Here is a 20,412-nt window from a genome sequence, read left to right as displayed (position 1 = left end):
CCAACTGAAGGAGCCTCGATGTCCGCGAAGCGGTCCGCGATTGCGGTCCTCATGGTGGCCGCCACGGCGCTGGCCGCGGTGTCCTGCGGAACACCTGCCCAGCAGCCCGCGCAGACCACCGGCCCCGCGCTGGCCGCTGCCGCAGCCGGTCAGTACCCGGTGACCATCTCCAACTGCGGCAAGGACTACACCTACAGCAAGGCGCCCAGCCGGGTGGTGGTGATGAACGGCGGCTCGGTGGCCGAGGTGTCCTCGCTGGTGGCGCTGGGCCTCGGCGACAAGATCGTCGCCAATGCCCAGTCCTACGGTGCCTCCGACGAACCGGGCAGGGCCGAGCAGATCGCCAAGCTGCCCACCGGCGGCATCAAGCTCAACGACCTACAGGACATCCCGCGCGAGTCCATGCTCGGTCTGCGTCCCGACCTGGTGATCTCCACCTATGGCGGCGGTTTCGACCCGGCGGGCGGCTTCGCCAGCCGCGAGGAGCTGTCGGCGATCGGCGCGAACAGCTACGCCCCCGCGCGCAACTGCGGCGGTGCTGGTGCGGTGGACGGCACGCCGACCGTGGAGGACAGCTACGCGATGCTGCGCGACCTCGGCAAGATCTTCGGCGTGAGCGCGAAGGCCGACCAGCTGATCGCCGACTCGCAGAAGCAGATCGCCGAGGTGGCGGCCAAGGTCAAGGGCAAGCCCACGCCGAGGGTGATGCTGATCATCCCGGGCATGGCGATGGGTTCCGGTGACTTCAGCTCCATCGGCGCCAACGGGATCTGGAACGACCTGATCGCCAAGGCCGGTGGCGTGAACGCCTTCGGGGACAGCACCAAGCAGCTGTTCGCCAACCTGAGCAAGGAGCAGGTCGCCGCGGCCAAGGTGGACGCGGTGGTCATCGTCAACTACCACAACGCCAACCCGCAGGGCGACGCGGAGAAGCTGTTCGCCCAGTTCCCGCAGTGGCAGGCTGCCAAGGACAAGCGAACGATCGTGCTCTCCGACTCGATCTACCTGGGCCCGAACAACGCCACCGCCGTGCAGCAGATCGCCAAGACCATCCACCCCGACGCGTTCTGAGTCGACATGAGCAGGATCGCCCGCGCGACGCCACTGCTGGTCCTCGGTCTGGCGGTGGCGCTCGTGCTCGTCGTGCTGCTGGCCGTGGGCATCGGGTCGGTGCAGGTGCCGCTCGCCGACACCTGGCACATCGTGCTCGCCCACCTCACTGGCAGCGGTCAGGTCGATGACCTGGTCGCGGACCAGATCGTGTGGCGCATCCGGTTGCCCCGCGTGCTGCTGGCCGCTCTGTGCGGCGCCGGACTGGCCGTGGCCGGTGTGGTGTTGCAGGCGCTGGTGGCCAATCCGCTCGCTGATCCTTACGTGCTCGGCGTTTCCTCGGGATCTTCCCTGGGGGCCGCGCTGGTCTTCACGCTCGGCGCTGGTGCGCTGGGCGGGCTTGGCGTGTCCTCGGCGGCGTTCCTCGGCGCGATGATCGCCGTGGCACTGGTCTTCGCGCTGGGGCAACGCCGTGGGCGGCTCGCGCCGACCAGGCTGGTGCTCGCCGGAGTCGCCGTGGGCTACCTGTTCTCGGCAGCCACCAGCTATGTGCAGCTCAGTGCCGCCCCCAACGAGTTGCGGCTGCTGATGTTCTGGCTGTTGGGCAGCGTCGCGGGCGCGCAGTGGAGCCAACTGTCCATTGTGGCCGTCGTCGTGGTGGCCAGCGTGTTGCTGCTCGTGTTGTACGGGCGGCGGCTCAACGCCCTGCTGACCGGCGACGAATCCGCTGCCGCACTGGGTGTTGACGTGCGCAAGCTGCGCATCGGCCTGCTGCTGCTCGCCTCGCTGCTGACCGGCACGTTGATCGCCGTGTCGGGCGGAATCGGCTTCGTGGGCCTGATGATCCCGCACCTCGTGCGACTCGTGGTCGGCTCGGACCACCGGCGGGTACTGCCGGTGGCCGCGCTGTTCGGCGCCGTCTACCTGGTGCTGGTCGACCTGATCTCGCGCACCGTGGACAGCCCGAACGAGCTCCCGCTGGGCATCTTCACGGCCGCGTTCGGTGCGCCGTTCTTCCTGTGGCTGTTGCGCCGCAACAAATCGGTGGGGTGAGCGGTGGAACTGAACCTGGAGCGGGTCTGCGTGCGGATCGAGGGCAGGCCGATCCTCAGCGATGTCGTGCTGTCCGTGCCCGAGGGCTCGTTCGTCGGGCTGGTCGGCCCCAACGGCAGCGGCAAGTCGACCCTGCTGCGCACCGTGTACCGCTCGCTGAAACCCAGTTCGGGCGTGGTCCGCGTCGGTCCGGACGATGTGTGGCAGATGTCCGCACGTGTTGCCGCGCAACGAACCGCCGCCGTGCTCCAGGACGCCTCGGCCACGGTCGGGCTCACCGTCGCCGAGGTTGTCGCGTTAGGACGGACGCCGCACCTCGGGCTGTTCGACCGCGAGAGCGCCGTCGACGGGGACGTCGTCACCGAGTCCATGGACCGCACGGGGGTTCTCGCGTTCGCCGACCGTGCGTTCTCAACCCTGTCCGGCGGCGAACGCCAACGCGTGCTGCTCGCCCGGGCTTTGGCTCAACAGCCCCGTTTGCTCGTGCTCGACGAACCCACCAACCACCTCGACGTCCGCGCCCGGTTCGAGCTGCTCGACCTGATCGGCGAACTCGGCACCACCACGTTCGCCGTGCTGCACGATCTCGACTTGGCGGTGCGCAGCTGTGACCAGCTCGTGGTGCTCGACGCCGGCGCCATCGCCGCCGCCGGTCCCGTGCTGGCGGCGCTGACCCCCGTGGTGCTGCGCGAGGTGTTCGGCGTCGCCGCCTCGGTCGAGCGGCACGCGGACGGGGTCGTGCGCATCACCTACGAGGCCAAGCCGCTGGCCGACTAGGTTGGTCATGAAGGTGCCCTTTGAGACGTTGAACGTCGTGAAGGGCACCTTCATGACGTTCACCCCGGCCCGGACAGCGGCGGCTGGGTGGGCCGGGCGCGGCCCAGAGCGGGACTCGCGCTCCTCAGACCGTGACTCGCGGGGGTTGACGTCGAGCTGGTCAGCGGAGCATGGGTGGGTGCAGCAGGGTGGCCTCGCCGCGGCGGTAGAGCTGGGCGGGTCGGCCGCCGTCGCGCGTGGTGGTGTGGCCGGTGGAGGCGAGCAGCCCGGTCACACCCGTCACCTTGCGGTGGAAGTTGCGCGGGTCGATCGGCGTGTCCCAGACCAGTTCGTACACGCGGCGCAGCTCGGCCACGGTGAACTCGGTGGGGCAGAACGCGGTCGCCAGCGGGGTGTACTCCAGCTTCGACCGGGCGCGCTCCACGCCGTCACCGAGGATCCGGTGGTGGTCGAACGCCAGCGTGGCGGGCTTGCCCAGCAGGTCGGTGACCGGTTCCCACTTGGCGTCCACGGTGTCGGTGCCCGCACGCGGTGAGGGCAGGTCGGGCGCCAGCGCGAGGTAGGCGACCGTGACCACGCGCATGCGCGGGTCGCGCGCGGGATCCCCGTAGCTGGCCAGCTGTTCCAGGTGCACGCTGCCCACCGGCAGGCCGGTCTCCTCGGCCAGCTCGCGGCGTGCCGCGGTGTCCAGGTCCTCGTCCGGGCGCACGAAGCCACCGGCCAGCGCCCAGCGGCCCAGGTACGGCCGCTCGCCGCGCCGCACCACCAGCGCGCAGAGCCGGTCGGCCCGGATGGTCAGCACGACCAGGTCCACGGTCACCGCGAAGGGTGGGTACTTCTCCGGCTGGTAGTGACGCACGGCACCATGCTAGCCGCTAATCGTCATCTTGACGAAAACTGCCGCGCCTGCCTATCGTCACTCTGACGATAAAGGGAGGGGTCATGGCGGACATCAAGACCCGGTTCGGTTGGCGGCACCTGCGTGGTACCCCGGCGGCCTGTGTGCGGCACGTGGCGCAGGGCAAGCTGGTGCGGCAGGGCACGGGGCTGTCCTTCTGGTTCCGGCCGCTGAGCGCCGTGCTCTCGGAGATCCCGGTGGACGACCGCGAGCTGCCGCTGCTGTTCCACGCCAGGACCGCGGACTTCCAGGACCTGTCGGTGCAGCTCACGCTCACCTACCGGTTCACCGACCCGGAACTGGCCGCCACCCGCGTCGACTTCTCACTCGACCCGGACAGCGGCATGTGGCGCGGCGACCCGCTCAGCCAGGTCGGCGGGCTGCTCACGGAGTCGGTGCAGCAGCACGCCCTGGGGCTGATCGCCCGCATGCCGCTGACCGAGGCGCTGATCGACGGGGTGTCCGCGGTGCGGGACCGCGTGCGTGCGGGACTTGCCGAGGACGGCAGGCTTGCCGAGACCGGGCTCGCCGTGGTGGACGTCCGCGTGGTGGCCCTGCGGCCCGAGGCGGAGATCGAGAAGGCGTTGCAGGCCACCGCGCGGGAGAAGGTGCAGCAGGAGGCAGATCGGGCCACCTACGAGCGGCGAGCCCTTGCGGTGGAACGGGAACGGGCCATCAGCGAGAACGAGTTGCAGAACCAGATCGAGCTGGCCCGCCGCGAGGAGCAGCTCGTGGTGCAGCGCGGGGCCAACGCGCGCCGTGAGGCCGAGGAGGCCGCCGCAGCGAACCGCATCGAGACCCAGGCGCGGGCCGAGCGCGAGGAGCGGCTCAACCAGGTGCGGGCGCGGGACGTGCTGGCCATGGGTGAGGCGCAGGCCGCGGCCGAGGCGGCACGCCTTGGCGCGTACCGGGATCTGCCGACCGAGGTGCTGACCACCTTGGCGGTCAAGGAACTCGCCGCCAACCTGCCGAAGATCGACAGCTTGGTGGTGACCCCCGAGCTGCTCAGCCCGCTGCTGGCCCGGCTCGGGATCGGGCAGTGACCCTCACGCCGAGGGTCGTGCTGGTACACCGGCGCACCGAGCTGACCGAACTGCTGGCCAGGCACGGCACCCGGGGGCAGACCGAGTTCTTCCTGTCCAGCCGGGGCCGCGGCATCGGCGAGATCACCGAGCGGGACGCCGCGGTACGGGCCGCGATCACCGAGGTCTCGGCGGCGATCCCGCTGGACTGGCGGCGCGGGGTGGTGGAGCGCGCCGACCTGCCCCGGTTCCTGTTCGCCCCGGAGGATCTGGTGGTGGTCGTGGGGCAGGACGGCCTGGTGGCCAACACCGCCAAGTACCTGGACGGCCAGCCGGTGATCGGGGTCAACCCGGAACCGGACCACAACCCTGGGGTCCTGGTGCCGCACCCGCCGGGTGCGGTCGCCGACCTGCTGCGCGGTCAGAGGGGAATCGCGCAGCGGGTCATGGTGGAGGCGGTGTCCGACGACGGCCAGCGACTTGTCGCGCTGAACGAGGTCTACGTCGGGCACCGCAGCCACCAGACGGCCAGGTACCGGCTCAGCGTGGGCGGTGCCAGCCCGGAACGGCAGGCGTCCTCGGGCATCCTCGTCGGCACCGGGACCGGCGCGACGGGCTGGTGCCGGTCGGTCTGGCTGGAGCGGGGCGGGCAGGGTGAGCTCCCCGCCCCGCTCGACCCGGTGCTGGCCTGGTTCGTGCGCGAGGCGTGGCCCTCGCCGAGCACGGGTGTGAGGTGCACCCAGGGGCGGATCGAGGGGGAACCGCTGGTGGTGGAGGTGGAGTCGGACCAGTTGGTGGCCTTCGGGGACGGGGTGGAGGCCGACGCGATCGCGCTCGGCTGGGGGCAGCGGCTGACCGTGGGGCTGGCCGAGCGCAGGCTGCACCTCGTCACCGGGTGACCGGATCCGTCCGGTTGCTGGCGTGGTGGTGTCTGGTCGGGCACGGGGGTGTCGACCAGACTCCACCACGTGAACAGAGCGCTGATCGTCATCGACGTGCAGGAGTCCTTCCGCCAGCGGCCGAACTGGGCCGAGGTGTCCAACCCCGACATCGTCGGCAAGGTCAACCAGCTGGTCGACCTCGCCCGCGCCGAGGACGACCTGGTGGTGTGGGTGCTGCACAGCGAGCCGGGCACCAAGGACGTGTTCGACCCGGCCAGCGGGTACGTCCGGCTGATCGAGGGGCTCCAGCCGCGCGCGGACGAGCCGCTGCTGACCAAGACCTCGCACAACGCCTTCACCACGACCAACCTCCAGCAGACACTGACCGCGCGCGGCATCCGCGACCTGCGGATCAGCGGGATCCGCACCGAGCAGTGCTGCGAGACCACCACGCGGGTGGCCAGCGACCTCGGGTTCGAGGTCACCTTCGTCACCGACGCCACCGCGACCACGCCGATCGCGCACTGGCGGACCGGCGCCGTGCTCGGCACCGAGGACATCGTTGCCAGGACCGAGTACGCGCTGGCCGGGCGCTTCGCCTCGATCGCCACGGTGGCCGAGCTGACCGGGGTACGCTGACCAGATCGTGAGCAGAGTCGTCTTCCTGCTGGTGCCCGGGCTGCACCTGCTCGACCTCGCGGGTCCGGCGCAGGTGTTCGCCAGCGCTGCCGACCTCGGGCTGCCCTACGAGCTGGTCTACGTGTCCGAGCAGGCCCTCGTGCCCTCCGCACAGGGGCCTGCCCTGCACGCGGGCACGAGGTTGCCCGAACTGTCCACTGAGGACTTGCTGCTGGTGCCAGGCTGGCGTGCGCCGCGGTTGGCCACCACCGGCCCGCTCAGCGCGGCGACACTGGACTGGCTGCGCGCGCACCGGGGCACGATCGCCAGCGTGTGCGCGGGCGCGGATGCCTTGGGGCGAGCGGGTCTGCTCGACGGTCGGCGGTGCACCACGCACCACGAGTTGCAGGACGAGCTGGCTCGCCGCTACCCGGCCGCCACCGTGGTCCGCGACGTGCTGTACGTGGTGGACGGCCGGGTGGTCACCTCGGCGGGCATCGCCAGCGGCATCGACCTGGCGCTGCACCTGGTGGCCACCTGGCACGGCCCCGCGGTGGCGGCGAAGATCGCCCGCACCATGGTGGTCTACGCCCGGCGCAACGGGGACGAGCACCAGGCCAGCGCGTTGTTGAGACACCGGTCTCACATCAACGACACCGTGCACCACATCCAGGACGTGATCGAGTCGCGGGTCACCGACCGGCTGTCGCTGGCCGAACTGGCTCGGATCACCGGGTGCAGCGAGCGCACGGTGACCCGTTTGTTCGGCCGCGCAACGGGAATGACCCCGTTGCGCTACCAGCAGGCGCTGCGGGTGGAGCGGGCCGAACACCTGATCGGCCAAGGCGCCACGGTGGAGTCGGCGGCCCGTGCCGTGGGCTTCGAGGACGGCCGCATGCTGCGAAGACTTCGCGCGCGGACCTAGTACCGCACAGCGCGTGTCGGCGCTTCCGGGCTGGTGTGTCGGACGTTCCGGGACGGTGTGTCGCACGCGTGAAGCGCAAACATGCCGTACCGGAAGCGCCGACACGCGGTGCGCGAAGCGCCGACACGCGGGGGCTGGTGGTGCCGGGCCGTCACAGGGTCGGTGTGGCGCCGGCGAACTCGGTGGACAGGGCGAGCTCGCGCCACTGGGCGACCTCGGCGGCCACCTCCGCCAGCTTGGCCTCGATGCCGGTGACGGCCACGGTCCCCAGCGGCAGGCGGGCCGGGGGCTGCTCGACACCGGCGATGCGCAGGATCGCGGCGGCGGCCTTCACCGGGTCGCCCTCCTGCGTGTGGTTGGTGTCGTCCGCCCAGTCACGGGACGCGCCGGAGCTGGCGGCGTAGTCCCCGATCACCGACTCGGCGCGGTGCAGTGAGCTGCCGTCGAGGAAGTCGGTGCGGAACGGGCCGGGCTCCACCAGCGTGACGTGCACACCCAGCGGGGCGAGCTCCAGGCGCATGGCCTCGCTGAGCCCCTCCACGGCGAACTTGGTCGAGCAGTACACGCCCCAGCCCGCCCAGCTGACGAAGCCGCCGATCGAGCTGAGGTTGAGCACCCGCCCCGAGCCCTGCGCGCGCATCACCGGCAGCACGGCCCGGGACACGGCCATCAGCCCGAACACGTTGGTGTCGAAGACCGCGCGCGCCTCGGCCTCGCTGACCTCCTCCACCGCGCCGACCAGTCCGCGACCGGCGTTGTTGACCAGCACGTCGATCCGGCCGAACCGGCGCACCGCCTCCTCGGTGGCCTGCCGGGCCCGCGCCTGGTCGGTGACGTCCAGCGCGATCGCGAGCAGGCGCTCGCCGTACCCGGGCAGCGCCTGCTCGACGGCTCGCGGGTCGCGGGCGGTCGCCACCACCGAGTCGCCGCGGTCCAGCGCCTGCCTGGCGATCTCCAGCCCGAAGCCGCGGGACGCGCCGGTGATGAACCACGTGGTCATGACTTGCTCCTCGCATCCGGTTGTGTGCCACCGAGATTGCTCGGTGGCACACCGGAGGACCAGGCCCGCCCGTACCGTAGGACCGGCAGTACCAGGCTCAGCGGCCCGCGCCGAACACGATCTCCTCGCTGTGCCGGTCCGCGCCGAGCCAGAACCGCACGGACATCGTGCGCGCGGGCAGGTCGAACACCGTGCGCCACAGCGTGCACCACGGACTGTCCGGAGTGGACGGAACGGCGACCAGGTCCAGCGACTCGCGCACCGGGTCGCCGAGGTGCTCGGTGAGCGTGCGGAGTCGTTGGTAGGTCAGGAAGGACTCGGGTGTGTCGGCGGGCAGCGCGGACACGTCGGGGTGCTGGTGCAGCGGGTGGTTGGTCACGCACAGGGGGCCGTCGGCGACCTCCACCACGTGCTCGGAGTCGTGCGCCCCGCGCTCCCAGACGAAGGCGGCACCGCTCGCGTCGGCGACCAGGTAGTGGCAGCGCAGACCGTCGTCGTACTGCTTGGCGCCCAGCAACGCGCGCTTGGCCTGCTCCACGTCCTCGCAGGTGTCGAGCAGGAACCGCACCAGCTGGATCAGCGACAGCCCGGCCTTGGGGCCGCCGCCGGGCGCGGGCCGAGCGTTCTCGATGTCCCCGATCAGCAGGGCCACGGCGAGCCCGCTCTCGTTGATGCCCTCGGTCGCGCCGTCCAGGTTGGCCATGGTGAGCACGGTGGAGGCCAGGCCGTCCTCGGGCACGGTCGTGATCACGTACGGGCGCGAGGCCCACGGCGGCTGCTCGCTCGGCCGCGGCGCCTCGCCCTGGATGACCTGCTCCATCTGGTCCTCGGCCAGGGTGAAGAAGTCGTAGTTGCGGCCCAGCGTGCTCTTGCCGTCGAACACCGCCGAGCAGCCCGACCACGAGGGCAGCGTGCCCAGCCCGTCCAGGGCGAGGTCGTCCCGGCTCGGGTCGAACCCGGCCTGCTCGGCGATGCCGGCGGTGCGGGCCAGGTGCTGCGGCCAGTTCCGCTCGAACCAGGTGCGCCGGGCCGCGCCAACCGCGGGGTCGATCGGCACCGGACGCACCGGGGGCGCCTGCCTGGCCAGGGCACGGCCGATCTCGTACTGGCTGCCGCGCAGCACCACGTGCCGCACGGCCATGAAGTCCTCGGGCGAACCCGCTGCGAAGGTCATGCCACCGACTGTGCCAGCCCCCGCTGACGGATCACTCGCCGAGCGCTGACGTGATCACGCACCCAGCGCGGACAAGGCCAGCACCCGCTCCTGCGACATGGTCAGCCCCTCCGCGCGCGCCGCCGTGAAGGCCTCGACGCCGAGCAGGGCCACGGCCCGCGCGGCGATCCTGTCGGCCACGGGGTCCCCGGCGATTCCGGTGCCGCGCAGACCAGTCGCGGCGCCAAGCAGTTGCGCGGCGAGCAGCCCGTCACCGCGGGCCAGCGCCAACCGGGCCAGCGCCTCGGCCACGCCCGCGAGCAGCCGCTGGTCGCGGTGCACGGTCTGGTCGGCCAGCGCCTGCCGGAGCCAGTGCGGCACCTGTTCGGGCTCGGCCACCTTGGTCATGCCCACCAGCAGGTGCGCGCGAGCCAGGTCGAAGGCGAAGCCGCCGGTCGGGCAGTGCTCCAGCGCCACGCCGAGCCAGCGCCGGGCCTGCGCCGGGTCGTCCTCGGCGGTGGCCAGCTCGGCCAGCCCCGAGTAGGCGTTGATCAGCATCTCCGGCGAACCCATGCGGTGCGCCAGTTCCACCGAGCGCGCGCAGTCGGCGCGGGCCTGGTCCAGGTGGCCCGCCCGCAGGTGGCACTGCGCCCGCTTGGCCAGCATCTCCGCGGTCTCCTCGACGGCGCCGAGTTCCCCGCACAGCGCGATGGCCTCGTCCATCAGTTCCACCGCACGGTCGTGCTCCCCGCGCCAACTGGCCAGCGGGCCCAGTTCGGCCAGCGCCTGGGTCATGCCCCAGCGTTCGCCGATCGCCCGGAACCTCGCCAGCGAGGTGGTCAGGCTGGCGGTCCCGGCGTCCACCGAGCCGTGGGCAAGCTGCCCGAAGCCCTCGCCCATCGCGCGCACCGCCTGGCTCCACGGATCGGTGCCGATCACCGCCGCCACCTGGCCGTTGACCAGGCTGGGCCGCTCGTCCGGCGGCCCGGACACCATTGCCCAGATCACGGTCAGGATCGGCCTGCGGTGCGGGCTGTGCCAGGAGGCGGTGAGCGCGTCGACCCGGTCCACGTGCTCGCGCAGCGCCAGGTCCTCCGGGGCGGCGCCGACCGCGCCGAGCACGCACAGCACGTACTCCTCGACCATGCCCTCGGGTGGGCCGGTCAACCGGGCCAGCAGGTCCCGACCCAGCTGGGCGCCCTCGGCGCGCCGGCCGCGCAGGTGCCAGTAGGCCGCCAGCGCGCCCGCCAACCGCAGTGCCAGCACGGGATCGGCGTCCATCGCCCAGCGCAGGGCGCAGATCAGGTTGTCGTGGTCGGCATCCAGCCGCTCCAGCCACCGCACCTGCTCGGCGCGCAGCAGGTGCGGCTCGGCCGTCTCGGCCAGGTCCAGGAAGCACTCGGCGTGCGCCCGCCGCACCCGCTCGGTGTCCGCGCCCAGTTGCTCGGCGCAGAACGCGCGGATGGTCTCCAGCATCCGGTAGTGCTCCCCGGACACCTCCACCAGCGACTTGTCCGCCAGGCTGGTGATCAGCTCCAGCACCGCCCCGCCGCACACCCGCTCGGCCGCGGCCAGGGTGGCGCCCCCGGCGAACACGCTCAGCGCCGCGGCGAGCCCGCGCTCCTCGGCGTCGAGCAGGTCCCAGCTCCACTCCACCACGGCCCGCAGCGTGCGGTGCCGCGCCGCAGCCGTACGGCTTCCCTTGGACAGCAAGGAGAATCGGTCGTCCAGTCGTTCCGCCAGTGTCCGCAGCGGCAGCGCGCGGACCCGCGCCGCGGCCAGCTCGATCGCCAGCGGCAGGCCGTCCAGTGCGGCGCACACCCGGATCACCTGCTGCACCGACTCCTCGTCGAGGGCGAAGTCCGGCCGACCGGCCCGCGCCCGGTCGAGGAACAGGCGTACGGCGGGAAAGTCCTTGGCCCGCAACAGGTCTGTGCCCGGCTCCGGGGCGTCGAGCCGGGGCACCGCGTACAGGGCCTCGCCGGTGATGCCCAGCGGTTCGCGGCTGGTGGCCAGCACGCGCAGTCGGGGACAGGCCGCCAGCAGCCGTGCCGCGAGCGCCGCGACGGCGGCCACCAGGTGCTCGCAGTTGTCCAGCACCAGCAGCACCGAGTTCTGCGCCAGCACGGCGATCATCCGCCGTACCGGGTTGCGGTCCTCGCGCACGCCCAGCGCGGTGAGCAGGGCCTGCGGGATGTCGGCGCCCTCGTACAGCGCCGCCAGCTCCACGAAGCAGACCTGCTCCTGCCCGCAGGCGGCCTCCACCGCCAACCGCGTCTTGCCGGTACCGCCCGGCCCGGTCAAGGTCACCAGCCGGTGTTCGGCCAGCAGCGCGCCGACCCGCGCCAGGTCCTGTTCGCGGCCGACGAAACTGGTCAGCTGCGCGGGCAGCGGGGCGTAGTCCACCGGCTCGCCACCGAGCACGTCCAGGTGCGCGCGGGCCAGTTCCTCGGACGGGTCCGCGCCCAGTTCCTCGGCCAGCGTGCGGCGCGCGTCCTCGAAGGCCACCAACGCCTCGGCCTGCCGACCGGTGGCCGCCAACGTCCGTACCTGCAAGATGCGCAAGCGTTCGCGCAGCGGGTTGGCCTCGATCAACTCGCGCAGCGAGGGCACCAGGTCGCGGTGCTCGCCGGTGGCCAACCGGGCCTGCGCCTGGTCCTCCAGCGCGACCAGGCGCAGCTCCGCCAGACGGGCCGCGAGCGGTGCGGCACCGGGCACGTCGGTGAGGGCCTCGCCGCGCCACAAGGCCAGCGCCTCGGTGAGCGCGCGCAGGGCGCCATGCGGATCACCGGCCCGCAGTGCGCGACCGCCCGCCTCGGCCAGCGTGGTGAACCGGTGCACGTCCACGTCCTCCGGGGCCACGGCGAGCCGGTACCCGGCGGGGGAGAACTCCACGGCCGTCGCGCCGAGGTGCTTGCGCAGCCGGGACACCTGCGACTGCAAGGCGTTGGCGGCACCGTCGGGCGGGGCGTCCGCGTACAGGCCGTCGATCAGCCGGTCGGCGGGCACGACCCGGCCCGCGTCGGCCAGCAGCAGGGCCAGCAGCGCGCGCACCTTGGGGCCGCCGAGGTCGATCGGGGTCCCGTCCTGGAGCCGGGCGTGCACCGGGCCGAGGATCCCGAACCGCATGCCGCCATGATCCCACGTCAGGCCGCCGGACGTGCCTCGAGCAGCAACTCCGCCAGCGCCGCGTCGAACTCGGCGGGCCGCTCCAGGTTCGGCAGGTGGCCCGCTCCATCAATGACCGCCAGCCGCGAGCCCGGGATGCGCTCGTGCAGCAGCTGTGCGTCGGCCAGCGGGGTGAACTCGTCCTCGCTGCCCACCACGACCAGGGTCGGCACGGTGATCTCCGCCAGCATGTCCACGTAGTCGGGCCGCTCCGCGCGACCCCGCAGGGCCGCGGCGGCACCCTGCACCGGGGCGTTGCGCATCATGTGCAGCACGTGCTCCCGCACTGCTCGCGGTGCCTGGGCCGCGACCATTTTCGGCAGCAGTTCCCGCGCGTACTGCTCCATCCCTTCTCGGAGCAATCTGTCCGCCAGATCGGTGCGATTTTTCCGGCCCTGCCCCGTCTCGGCCGGTGCCGAGGTGTCGGCCAGCACCAGCCCGGCCAGCCGCTCGCGGAACAGCCGATGGAACTCCAGCGCGATCTGCCCGCCCATGGACAGCCCGGCCAGCACCACGCGGTTCACCCCGAGCCGGTCCAGCAGGTCGACCAGGTCGCCCGCGAACACCTCCAGCGGGGTCTTCGCTGCTGGGGTGGGGTTCTCCCCGTAGCCACGCAGGTCGGGGGCGAGCACCCGCCAGCCCTGTGCGCCGAACCGCTCGACCTGGGGCCGCCACATCGACCGGTCGAACGGGTGGCCGTGCACCAGCAGCAGGGTCGGTTGAGATTCCGTCATTGTTCCTCCCTTGACGGACTCACGGTATTCCGCGCACAATCTCGGTGCAATAAAAAGAATGCACTCGGTGCAATTTTTCGCAGGGGAGAGCGTCGTGCAGGACTATCGCGTGATCGCCGACCGGGTGGCCGCCGACATCGCCGCGGGCAGGATGGTCGCCGGTGAGCGGCTGCCGCCGCAGCGCCGGTTCGCCCGCGTGCACGGCATCGCCTCGTCCACCGCGGCCCGGGTCTACGGCGAGCTGGTCCGGCGCGGGCTGGCCGTCGGCGAGGTCGGCCGCGGCACGTTCGTGCGGGCTGCCGAGCCCCCGCCGCCCACGGCGCTGGCCGAGCCCGCCAGCGGGTTGATCGACCTGACGCTGAACTTCCCGCTGCTGCCCGAGCAACCCGCCCTGCTCGCCGCGAGCACCGCAGGGCTGTCCTACGCCGAGTCGATGACCCCAGTGCCCGTCACCGGCACACCCGCCGCCCGCGCCGCCACGTCCCGGCTGCTGGCCCGCGCCGGGTGGAGCCCCGATCGATCGGCGATCCTGTTCGCGGGCAACGGGCGGCAGGCCATCGCCGGGGCCGTGTCCACGCTGGTGCCGGTCGGCGAGCGGCTCGGCGTCGAGGCGCACACCTACCCGCTGGTCAAGACGATCGCCGCGCGGCTGGGCGTGCGGCTCGTGCCGCTGGCGATGGACGAGCACGGCCTGGTCCCCGAGGCGGTCCGCGACGCGCCGCCGCTGCGGGCGATCTACCTGCAACCGGCGCTGCACAACCCGCTCGGCGTGACGATGCCCGAGTGGCGTCGCGCGGAGTTGGCGGTGGTACTGCGCGAACTGGGACTGTACGCGATCGAGGACGGGATCAACTCGTTCCTCTGCCCCGACCTGCCGCCGCTGGCCGCCAACGCGCCGGACCGGGTTCTGTTGCTGGACAGCATGTCCAAGCGGATCGGGCCCGGGCTGACGCTCGGCTTCTGCGTGGTGCCACCGGATCTGGCCGAGCCGGTGGCCACGACCCTGCGCGCGGGCGGGTGGGCCGCGTCCCGGTTCCCGATCGAGGCCGTCACGCGCTGGATCGATGACGGCACGGCCGAGACCATCGCGCGGGCCAAGCGGCTGGATGCCCTGGCACGTCAGGAGATCGTCGCGCAGCGGCTCACCGTGCGCGCCGACCCGCGGGCCTACCACTGCTGGTGGGAGCTGCCCGATCAGTGGCGCGCGGAGACCTTCGTGGCCGCCGCGGCCCGGCGCGGGATCGCCGTCACACCCGCCGCGGCCTTCACCGTGGGCTCCGGCCACGCCCCCAACGCCGTGCGGCTGGCGATCTCGGGTCCAGGCAAGGAAGTGCTGGCCCGTGCCATGGACGTGCTCGCCGCGCTGGCCGCCGGTGCCCCGGAGGACGCGGGGTTCGAGTGAGGTGCAGCTCATCACAGCAGCTCAAATGCTATCCATTGTGGACTTTGTCGATATAGTGTCTATGTTTGGGTGAAATGCTTGTCCTCGCAAGTTGAATCTTGACTGAGGCGGGTGCTCGTTGCTCCAGTCGAGTGAGAAATGTCCTTCGCTGTCGGGTGATGCGCCGCTACTCCACCGAGTGGAGTGTCGAAGGTGTAAAACTCCGTTCCGTGACAGAAGTGTCCTTGCGGCTGCGCAAATGGTTGAACACCCTTTCAGATCGTGACCTCAGTGTTGTTCTCTCCATGAGCGACAAGCTCCGTTCCGGGGCTCAGCTCCCACCTGCAGAGGGTAGGAACAAGGCCGCATCGAGGCGCGAGTTGATCGCTGCGCGTGCTTGGCTGGCCAAGGCCATCACACCGCAGCTCAACGGTGTCGCAACCAGTTCGCTGGGATTCGCGGCGAAGCTGCTGACCTATGGTTACGGGTTCCCTCAGGAGGTTGTCAACAACCCTGACCTCGAGGGTCTCGGCAGTATGCTCACCGCACTGGGGCGACCGCTCGGACAACTCGCCCTCTTCGGCTTGTTGCTGGACGAACAGGCAGCCAGTCCCCTGGCTAGGCAACACCGTGCTGCACTCGACGAACTGGTCGCGGCTGCGGAACACAGGCAGCTGCCTGAACCTGGAGCACATGCTGAGCCTGCTGAACGGCTGGAGGCACCCGCCGATCTCGATGTTGTAGCTCTTCAGGTGGGTGCGGTACGTGAGCTCGCTGGGCTGCTCGCGCGACAACTGCGGGGCATTGCCGATCAGGTCTTTGCTGGACGTGCCGCTGCTGAGGCCCCCGCGCCACTGTTGGCCGAGTACGCAAAAGCTCGTGATGCGGTGGTGCGCGACCTAGGTGCCGTTGATGACGGCGGCTTCGAGCAGTTTGACGCGAGGCTGGCCCAGCTAAGGGAAGAGCGTGCCAGCCGCCTCCACGAACAGGAGACCAGGGCTCGACGAGCTGAAGAGCTGCGCGAGCAGATTCGTTCGATGGAGGGCTTCATCGCCAGTACAGCCGAGGATCGGCGCGCCCCCCTGGAAACTGCTGTGCAGGCGCTTCGGGATGAACTCGCTGAACTGGCCCCCATGGACCACCGCCCTGATCTTGCGGACTCGGTGACCGAAGTTGTCGGCCTGCTTCGGACACCAGCTGCCGCGTCCCTGTCCAACTCGGAACATCCGTCCGCGCCCGACGATTCGCGGGAACACGTGGATGAGCCCGGCGCATCCGCTGAGCAGCAGCTGCAACCGGAACAGCCAGCTCCATCGCAGTCCGAGGCCGCCCGGGAGCCTGTGGCTGAGCCGGAGCCGGCGCTCGTCCCGGACCTAGCACTGGGATTTCCCTGGGAGGAGGGAGAACCGCCACTTGTCGTGGCGCTGATCGCTGCCGACCGAATCGCCGAAGCGTACTGGGTCACCAAGCTGTCCGGTGAGCCCGACCGCCGTGCGACAGTGTTGCAGTTCGCCACGGCGGCCTACAGCACGCAGAACAATGATGACGCTACCGCCGTGCTGGCCGACTACGAGCGTGCCGGTGCCTCCCTTGAAGGTGACCCTGAGGCTGCTGCGTTGGCCGTCTCCGCCATTCTGCGCGCAGGCCTGATTGCGGGCTGGGGGCCTCAGCTCCTGTCCGCGCTTCGAACTGAACTGACGCTGCTTGGCCCCTGGGCTGACTTGGTCGACGCCTCGATCGACGCAGTGCGCCAGGGATACCGAGTCGATCGGGACGGCGTTCCGCTGCCCAGCAGCGACGCCGACCAAGCACGTGCCGAACTCGGGGTGCGTGCCGATGCATTGCTTCACGAGTTGCCTCTGCGTACCAACACCTACCACCGGGCGACCAGGGTGCTGCAGCGCTTGACGCGGGAGGGGCAGCCGCTGCACCGGGCATTGCAGGCGGTGAGTAGGTGGGCCAACAAGACCGGCCCGCAGGAGAACGTGTCGAAGTGCCTGCACGAACTGAGTGCTCCGGGAGCCATTGACGCGATGATCGAGCAGGCGGACGCCGCGATGCGTACGCCCAAGCAGGCGCGCGAAGCGATCTACGCAACCGCCCTGCGGTCACTGGTCCGCGACATCGAGAAGGTCCGTGCTCTCGTGCACGAAGCGGATGTCGTTGCCCGCAGGCTGACATCGGGGGAGACAGACGACAGCGGCGTTGCGCTTGCATTGTCCCGCGCGCTCGCAGAACTGCAGTCTGCGCAACCACTATCGGGATTGGTCGGTGCAGCCCTGTCGCTGTTGCACCGTTGGCTGTCCGATCCGGACAGGGCGACATCGTCCGGTTCGCTCACCACAAGTAGCTCGGCCGACGGGTATTCCGGACCCAACATCGACGTCCTGCTTACCCTGCACGATCTACCGCGCGATGTGAACGGGCTGCCTGACGCGTCGGACACGAAGACACCCGAAGTGCTCGCCAGGCTCGTTTCACCAGCTGACCCGTCAGAAGCAGTGGACGCCTACTGCCTACGGGGCGATCTGCGTGCGGCCCGGAGAGTGTTGGAGCTGACTGAGGAAGGCCTGTGGTCCACCTCCAGTGATGTTTCCTCGATGAGTGACGCCATCAGTGCCGCTGCCGAGACATGGCGACGCCAGCACCACATGGCGCACACCAAGGCTCGCGATCTGTTCGCCCGCATCCGTACGCAGAACCTGCTCGACCAGACCGAGGAGACAACGGTCGGCGGTCGACTGGAAGCACTGTCAGCGGTCACCGACTGGGGGTTCGATCTCGCCGCAGCAAAGGTGGAGTCCCTCATCGAAGAGCTGGATGGCAAGCAGCGACAGCGAATCGAGGAGCTGCATACCGAGCTGGGTACGACATCCGTCGAGGTGGCGGACACGGATCGTGAGCGGATCCTCGGACTGCTAGCCGACGGTGACACCGTGACGGCCACGGAGTTTTTGGCCTTCGTACGAGCTGGCAAGCCGCTGCCCGCACATGTCGAGAAGACCGCGGAGGAGCTGAAGGCGTTCGCTGAACTATTGGCGGAGCACTTCACCGGTGGACCCGAGACAGCGGCTGGTTGGGCGGAACTCGCTGCTGGAGGCACACAGCTCAGCGAGCTGGGCAGCAACGGGGTCGCGGCGTGGGACGTCCTACGTGACCACCGGATGCACACCGGTGACAAGATGCCCACCGTCGTCCGCAACATCATGCGTGCCCTGGGGGTCACCAGCACCGATCAGCCGAAGGAGATCGACAAGCACAACGGTCGCGGCTACCGCAAGTTCCGAGTGCAGGGTGGATCGACCGGGTCCTACGTGGCAGCACTAGGCTCGGCAGCGTCCGAGTTCATGGTGACGGTGTTGGTGGAGGAACTGCGCGGTCGCCAGATTCTCGAGGTGCTCAGGCAACAGGACAGCGGACGTGCCAACGTGGTGTTGTCCCTGCACCCGCTCGACCTCCAGAGCAGGCGCGCACTGGCTGCGCAGGCGGTCACCAGTGGGGTGCAGGCACTGGTCATCGACCGTGCGGTGATGGGTTGGGTCGCGGCCACGGCGCCAGGGTCCTGGCAGGCGACGCAGCGTGTAACTCTTCCGTGGACCACACTCAACCCCTATACGCCGTTCGTGGCGGGACTGGTGCCTCCGGAGGTCTTCGTCGGCAGGCACAACGAGATGTCAGAGGTGAGCGATCCCGCTGGCGGTCTGTTCGTCTACGGTGGACGGCAGTTGGGCAAATCAGCGTTGTTGCGTAGGGTTGAGGCCATATTCCGCGACGGCGAGTCCAGGCACGCGATCTACTTGGATCTCAAGGGGCGCGGGATCGGTGAGGCCGAGCCAGCTGAACGGATCTGGCAGGAGTTGGCGGTCGAACTCAAGGCGCACGGCGTGCTCGATCGCAAGGTTGGCGCCGATCCCGGTGCGGACACCGTGGTGTCACTGGTCAAGACGTGGTTGGCGGCTGACCAGTCGCGCCGTTTGCTGCTGCTCGCTGACGAGGCTGACGCGTTCCTCACCGCGGATTCCCGTGCGGTGCCCACCCCTGGAGGCGTGGCGCACTTCCGTAACGTGCTGCGCCTAAAAGAACTCATGGAGTCCACCGAGCGGCGGTTCAAGGTTGTCTTCGCTGGCCTGCACCAGGTGCAGCGATTCGGCAACCTGTCCAATGTGCCGCTGGCACACGGGGGCCCAGACATCCTGGTTGGCCCGCTTGACCCACCTGATGCCCGGCACCTCGTGGTGGAGCCGATGGCGGCACTGGGCTACTGCTTCGAACGCCCAGAACTCGTCTGGCGCCTGTTGTCTGCCACCAACTACCAGGCCAGCCTGATCCAGATCTTCTGCGAGCAGCTGGTGCAGGCCCTGCAGGGCAGGGTGGTCAAATCGCGGGCGCTGCCTGTGGTCGTGACTGAGAGCGACGTGGACGCCGTGGCCGCGAGCGACCGGGTGCGCGAGCGTATCGCCGAACGCCTGCGCATCACCATCAACCTGGAAGACCGGTACCGCGTTCTCACGCTGGTGATCGCGCTGCACAGCCTGAACGACGACTTCGGTGCCGACTACGCCCCTGAGCAGCTGCTCGCATGGGCTCGTGAGCACTGGCCCGCAGGCTTTGATGATCTGACAGCGTCCCAGGTGCGCATATACCTCGACGAAATGGTCGGTTTGGGCTTGCTGATCAGGCTCTCCGGCCGGCGCAGGTATGCCGTCCGCAGCCCCAATGTGGTCAACATGCTGGGCACCAGGGCAGACCTCGAGCGCGAGCTGGACGAGACCGACTTCGACCTGCCATACGAGTACAACCCCAGGGATGCCCGTAGGCTGCTGGGCGTCTTCGAAGGACGGGAATGTCGCAGTCCGCTCACTGATGGACAGCTTTCTGAGCTCATTGCCAGCGGTACGCCCTCGGTGGTCACCGGTACGGCCGCGCTGGGAGTCGACCGTGTGCCCGACGCACTGCGCAACTATGCCGAGATGCGTGGCAGCCAGGTAGAAGTGGTTGACACAGCCACTGGCGTGACGAAGGCGGTGACTGCGGCAGCTCGCCGGAACAGGACGACGGTCCTGGTCGCCGACTTGCGCCGCCGGTCGCTGCACGAGGTCACTATGGCGGCTGACCGGCTGAGTAGGTCCCAGAGCACCTCGGTGGTGCTCGTTGACGTTGACATCGCCTCTGAGGTCGCCGAGAAGTTGGGGTGCGAACCCGTTCGCCCCGCACGGTGGACCAACAGCAGTCTGAGGAGCTGGCCGGAGTGCCCGTTTGACGTGCCGGTCGCCAGGGACAAGGTCATCAGGTCTACCGGTGGGTGGCCGGAGCTGGTTGAGCGGTTGATGGGCAAGGTCAACAGTGGCACCACGCAGGCACACGCGCTTGAGTGGATCCACCGTTCGCTGGCCGATCAGAGCAGAGCCGAGGAGCAGCTCCGCGCATCCGGACTGGATGCTGCACTGCTGGGCCGGCTCGGCAGCTACGTCGACTACTTCGAGCCCGGTGAGTTCGTCTCACCTGCAGATGTAGGGGCGGCGCTCGAACTGGATCTGTCCGAGGTCATCGAGCTGCTCGCCGAGCTCGCAGCTACTGGGGTACTCGACGAGTCACCCGAGGGCGTCGCACTCGATCAGGTAACGCACCGCTGTCTGGCGACCGTGCGCGGCGGACGGTGAACGTGCTTCCCTGGCGTTTGTCCGTCCTACCCGGTCCACGATCTCGCTTGGACGAGCTCACTTCTGATCTTAACCGTGGCCTGAGCTGCGTG

General features: G+C 70.0%; 14 protein-coding genes. 9 read left to right on the top strand and 5 right to left on the bottom strand.

The genetic code is table 11. From position 1 onward, the window contains the following. The first annotated feature begins 18 nt into the window (after nt 1-18). From KALB_RS37825 to KALB_RS37815, 3 genes are read left to right on the top strand one after another with little or no spacing between them, the layout of a single operon-like run. Complete coding sequence (locus tag KALB_RS37825) at nt 19-1,071, top strand: ABC transporter substrate-binding protein (protein WP_025360882.1); 1,053 nt, start codon at nt 19-21, stop codon at nt 1,069-1,071. A gap of 6 nt (nt 1,072-1,077) precedes the next feature. Continuing rightward, nucleotides 1,078-2,103 (top strand): FecCD family ABC transporter permease, encoded by a 1,026-nt coding sequence (locus KALB_RS37820; protein WP_042221227.1) that lies wholly within the window; start codon nt 1,078-1,080, stop codon nt 2,101-2,103. Between the two features lie 3 nt (nt 2,104-2,106). Further along, nucleotides 2,107-2,880 (top strand): ABC transporter ATP-binding protein, encoded by a 774-nt coding sequence (locus KALB_RS37815; RefSeq protein ID WP_025360880.1) that lies wholly within the window; start codon nt 2,107-2,109, stop codon nt 2,878-2,880. Nucleotides 2,881-3,040: 160 nt separating this feature from the next. On the opposite strand, the gene KALB_RS37810 is transcribed toward KALB_RS37815, so the two are convergent. After that, nucleotides 3,041-3,739, bottom strand: coding sequence for an NUDIX hydrolase (locus KALB_RS37810; RefSeq protein ID WP_025360879.1), 699 nt, complete (start codon nt 3,737-3,739; stop codon nt 3,041-3,043). Nucleotides 3,740-3,822: 83 nt separating this feature from the next. Between KALB_RS37810 and KALB_RS37805 the strand changes: the two genes are divergently transcribed. The 4 genes from KALB_RS37805 (at nt 3,823) to KALB_RS37790 (ending at nt 7,224) form a co-directional block, all read left to right on the top strand. Then, entirely contained in the window at nt 3,823-4,821 is a 999-nt protein-coding gene (locus tag KALB_RS37805; protein ID WP_025360878.1) for an SPFH domain-containing protein, read from the top strand. After that, the gene (locus tag KALB_RS37800) at nt 4,818-5,699 is read left to right on the top strand and encodes an NAD(+)/NADH kinase (RefSeq protein ID WP_025360877.1); all 882 of its coding nucleotides are present in this window, start codon (nt 4,818-4,820) and stop codon (nt 5,697-5,699) included. Before KALB_RS37805 ends, KALB_RS37800 begins: the two co-directional genes overlap by 4 nt. Before the next feature lie 69 nt (nt 5,700-5,768). After that, nucleotides 5,769-6,320, top strand: coding sequence for a cysteine hydrolase family protein (locus KALB_RS37795; RefSeq protein ID WP_025360876.1), 552 nt, complete (start codon nt 5,769-5,771; stop codon nt 6,318-6,320). 7 nt (nt 6,321-6,327) lie between these two features. After that, nucleotides 6,328-7,224, top strand: coding sequence for a GlxA family transcriptional regulator (locus tag KALB_RS37790; RefSeq protein WP_025360875.1), 897 nt, complete (start codon nt 6,328-6,330; stop codon nt 7,222-7,224). A gap of 151 nt (nt 7,225-7,375) precedes the next feature. On the opposite strand, the gene KALB_RS37785 is transcribed toward KALB_RS37790, so the two are convergent. The 4 genes from KALB_RS37785 to KALB_RS37770 form a co-directional block, all read right to left on the bottom strand. After that, nucleotides 7,376-8,224 (bottom strand): oxidoreductase, encoded by an 849-nt coding sequence (locus KALB_RS37785; protein WP_025360874.1) that lies wholly within the window; start codon nt 8,222-8,224, stop codon nt 7,376-7,378. A 97-nt stretch (nt 8,225-8,321) separates the two neighbouring features. Further along, nucleotides 8,322-9,398, bottom strand: a complete 1,077-nt coding sequence (locus tag KALB_RS37780) for a C45 family peptidase (protein ID WP_025360873.1) — start codon at nt 9,396-9,398, stop codon at nt 8,322-8,324. 54 nt (nt 9,399-9,452) lie between these two features. Then, nucleotides 9,453-12,506 (bottom strand): ATP-binding protein, encoded by a 3,054-nt coding sequence (locus KALB_RS37775; RefSeq protein WP_025360872.1) that lies wholly within the window; start codon nt 12,504-12,506, stop codon nt 9,453-9,455. 17 nt (nt 12,507-12,523) lie between these two features. Next, nucleotides 12,524-13,279, bottom strand: coding sequence for an alpha/beta fold hydrolase (locus tag KALB_RS37770; RefSeq protein WP_025360871.1), 756 nt, complete (start codon nt 13,277-13,279; stop codon nt 12,524-12,526). Nucleotides 13,280-13,373: 94 nt separating this feature from the next. On the opposite strand from KALB_RS37770, the gene KALB_RS37765 reads away from it, so the two are divergent. Together KALB_RS37765 and KALB_RS37750 are read left to right on the top strand one after the other, a co-directional pair. Continuing rightward, nucleotides 13,374-14,681, top strand: a complete 1,308-nt coding sequence (locus KALB_RS37765; protein ID WP_025360870.1) for an aminotransferase-like domain-containing protein — start codon at nt 13,374-13,376, stop codon at nt 14,679-14,681. Between the two features lie 209 nt (nt 14,682-14,890). Continuing rightward, nucleotides 14,891-20,320: a hypothetical protein gene (locus KALB_RS37750; RefSeq protein WP_148309810.1), complete on the top strand. Its 5,430-nt coding sequence runs from the start codon at nt 14,891-14,893 to the stop codon at nt 20,318-20,320. Nucleotides 20,321-20,412 lie beyond the last annotated feature (92 nt).

This window comes from Kutzneria viridogrisea DSM 43870 (assembly GCF_000525635.1).
GTDB classification, from domain to species: Bacteria; Actinomycetota; Actinomycetes; order Mycobacteriales; family Pseudonocardiaceae; genus Kutzneria; species Kutzneria viridogrisea.
Note: the sequence above shows the minus strand (reverse complement) of the source record. Positions and strands in the feature narration are given on the sequence as shown.

What these genes read in the sequence shown, in the direction of transcription:
- KALB_RS37770 (WP_025360871.1), bottom strand. Translation starts at nt 13,279, where the DNA reads ATGACGGAATCTCAACCGACCCTGCTGCTGGTGCACGGCCACCCGTTC.
- KALB_RS37785 (WP_025360874.1), bottom strand. Translation starts at nt 8,224, where the DNA reads ATGACCACGTGGTTCATCACCGGCGCGTCCCGCGGCTTCGGGCTGGAG.
- KALB_RS37775 (WP_025360872.1), bottom strand. Translation starts at nt 12,506, where the DNA reads ATGCGGTTCGGGATCCTCGGCCCGGTGCACGCCCGGCTCCAGGACGGG.
- KALB_RS37805 (WP_025360878.1), top strand. Translation starts at nt 3,823, where the DNA reads ATGGCGGACATCAAGACCCGGTTCGGTTGGCGGCACCTGCGTGGTACC.
- KALB_RS37780 (WP_025360873.1), bottom strand. Translation starts at nt 9,398, where the DNA reads ATGACCTTCGCAGCGGGTTCGCCCGAGGACTTCATGGCCGTGCGGCAC.
- KALB_RS37825 (WP_025360882.1), top strand. Translation starts at nt 19, where the DNA reads ATGTCCGCGAAGCGGTCCGCGATTGCGGTCCTCATGGTGGCCGCCACG.
- KALB_RS37820 (WP_042221227.1), top strand. Translation starts at nt 1,078, where the DNA reads ATGAGCAGGATCGCCCGCGCGACGCCACTGCTGGTCCTCGGTCTGGCG.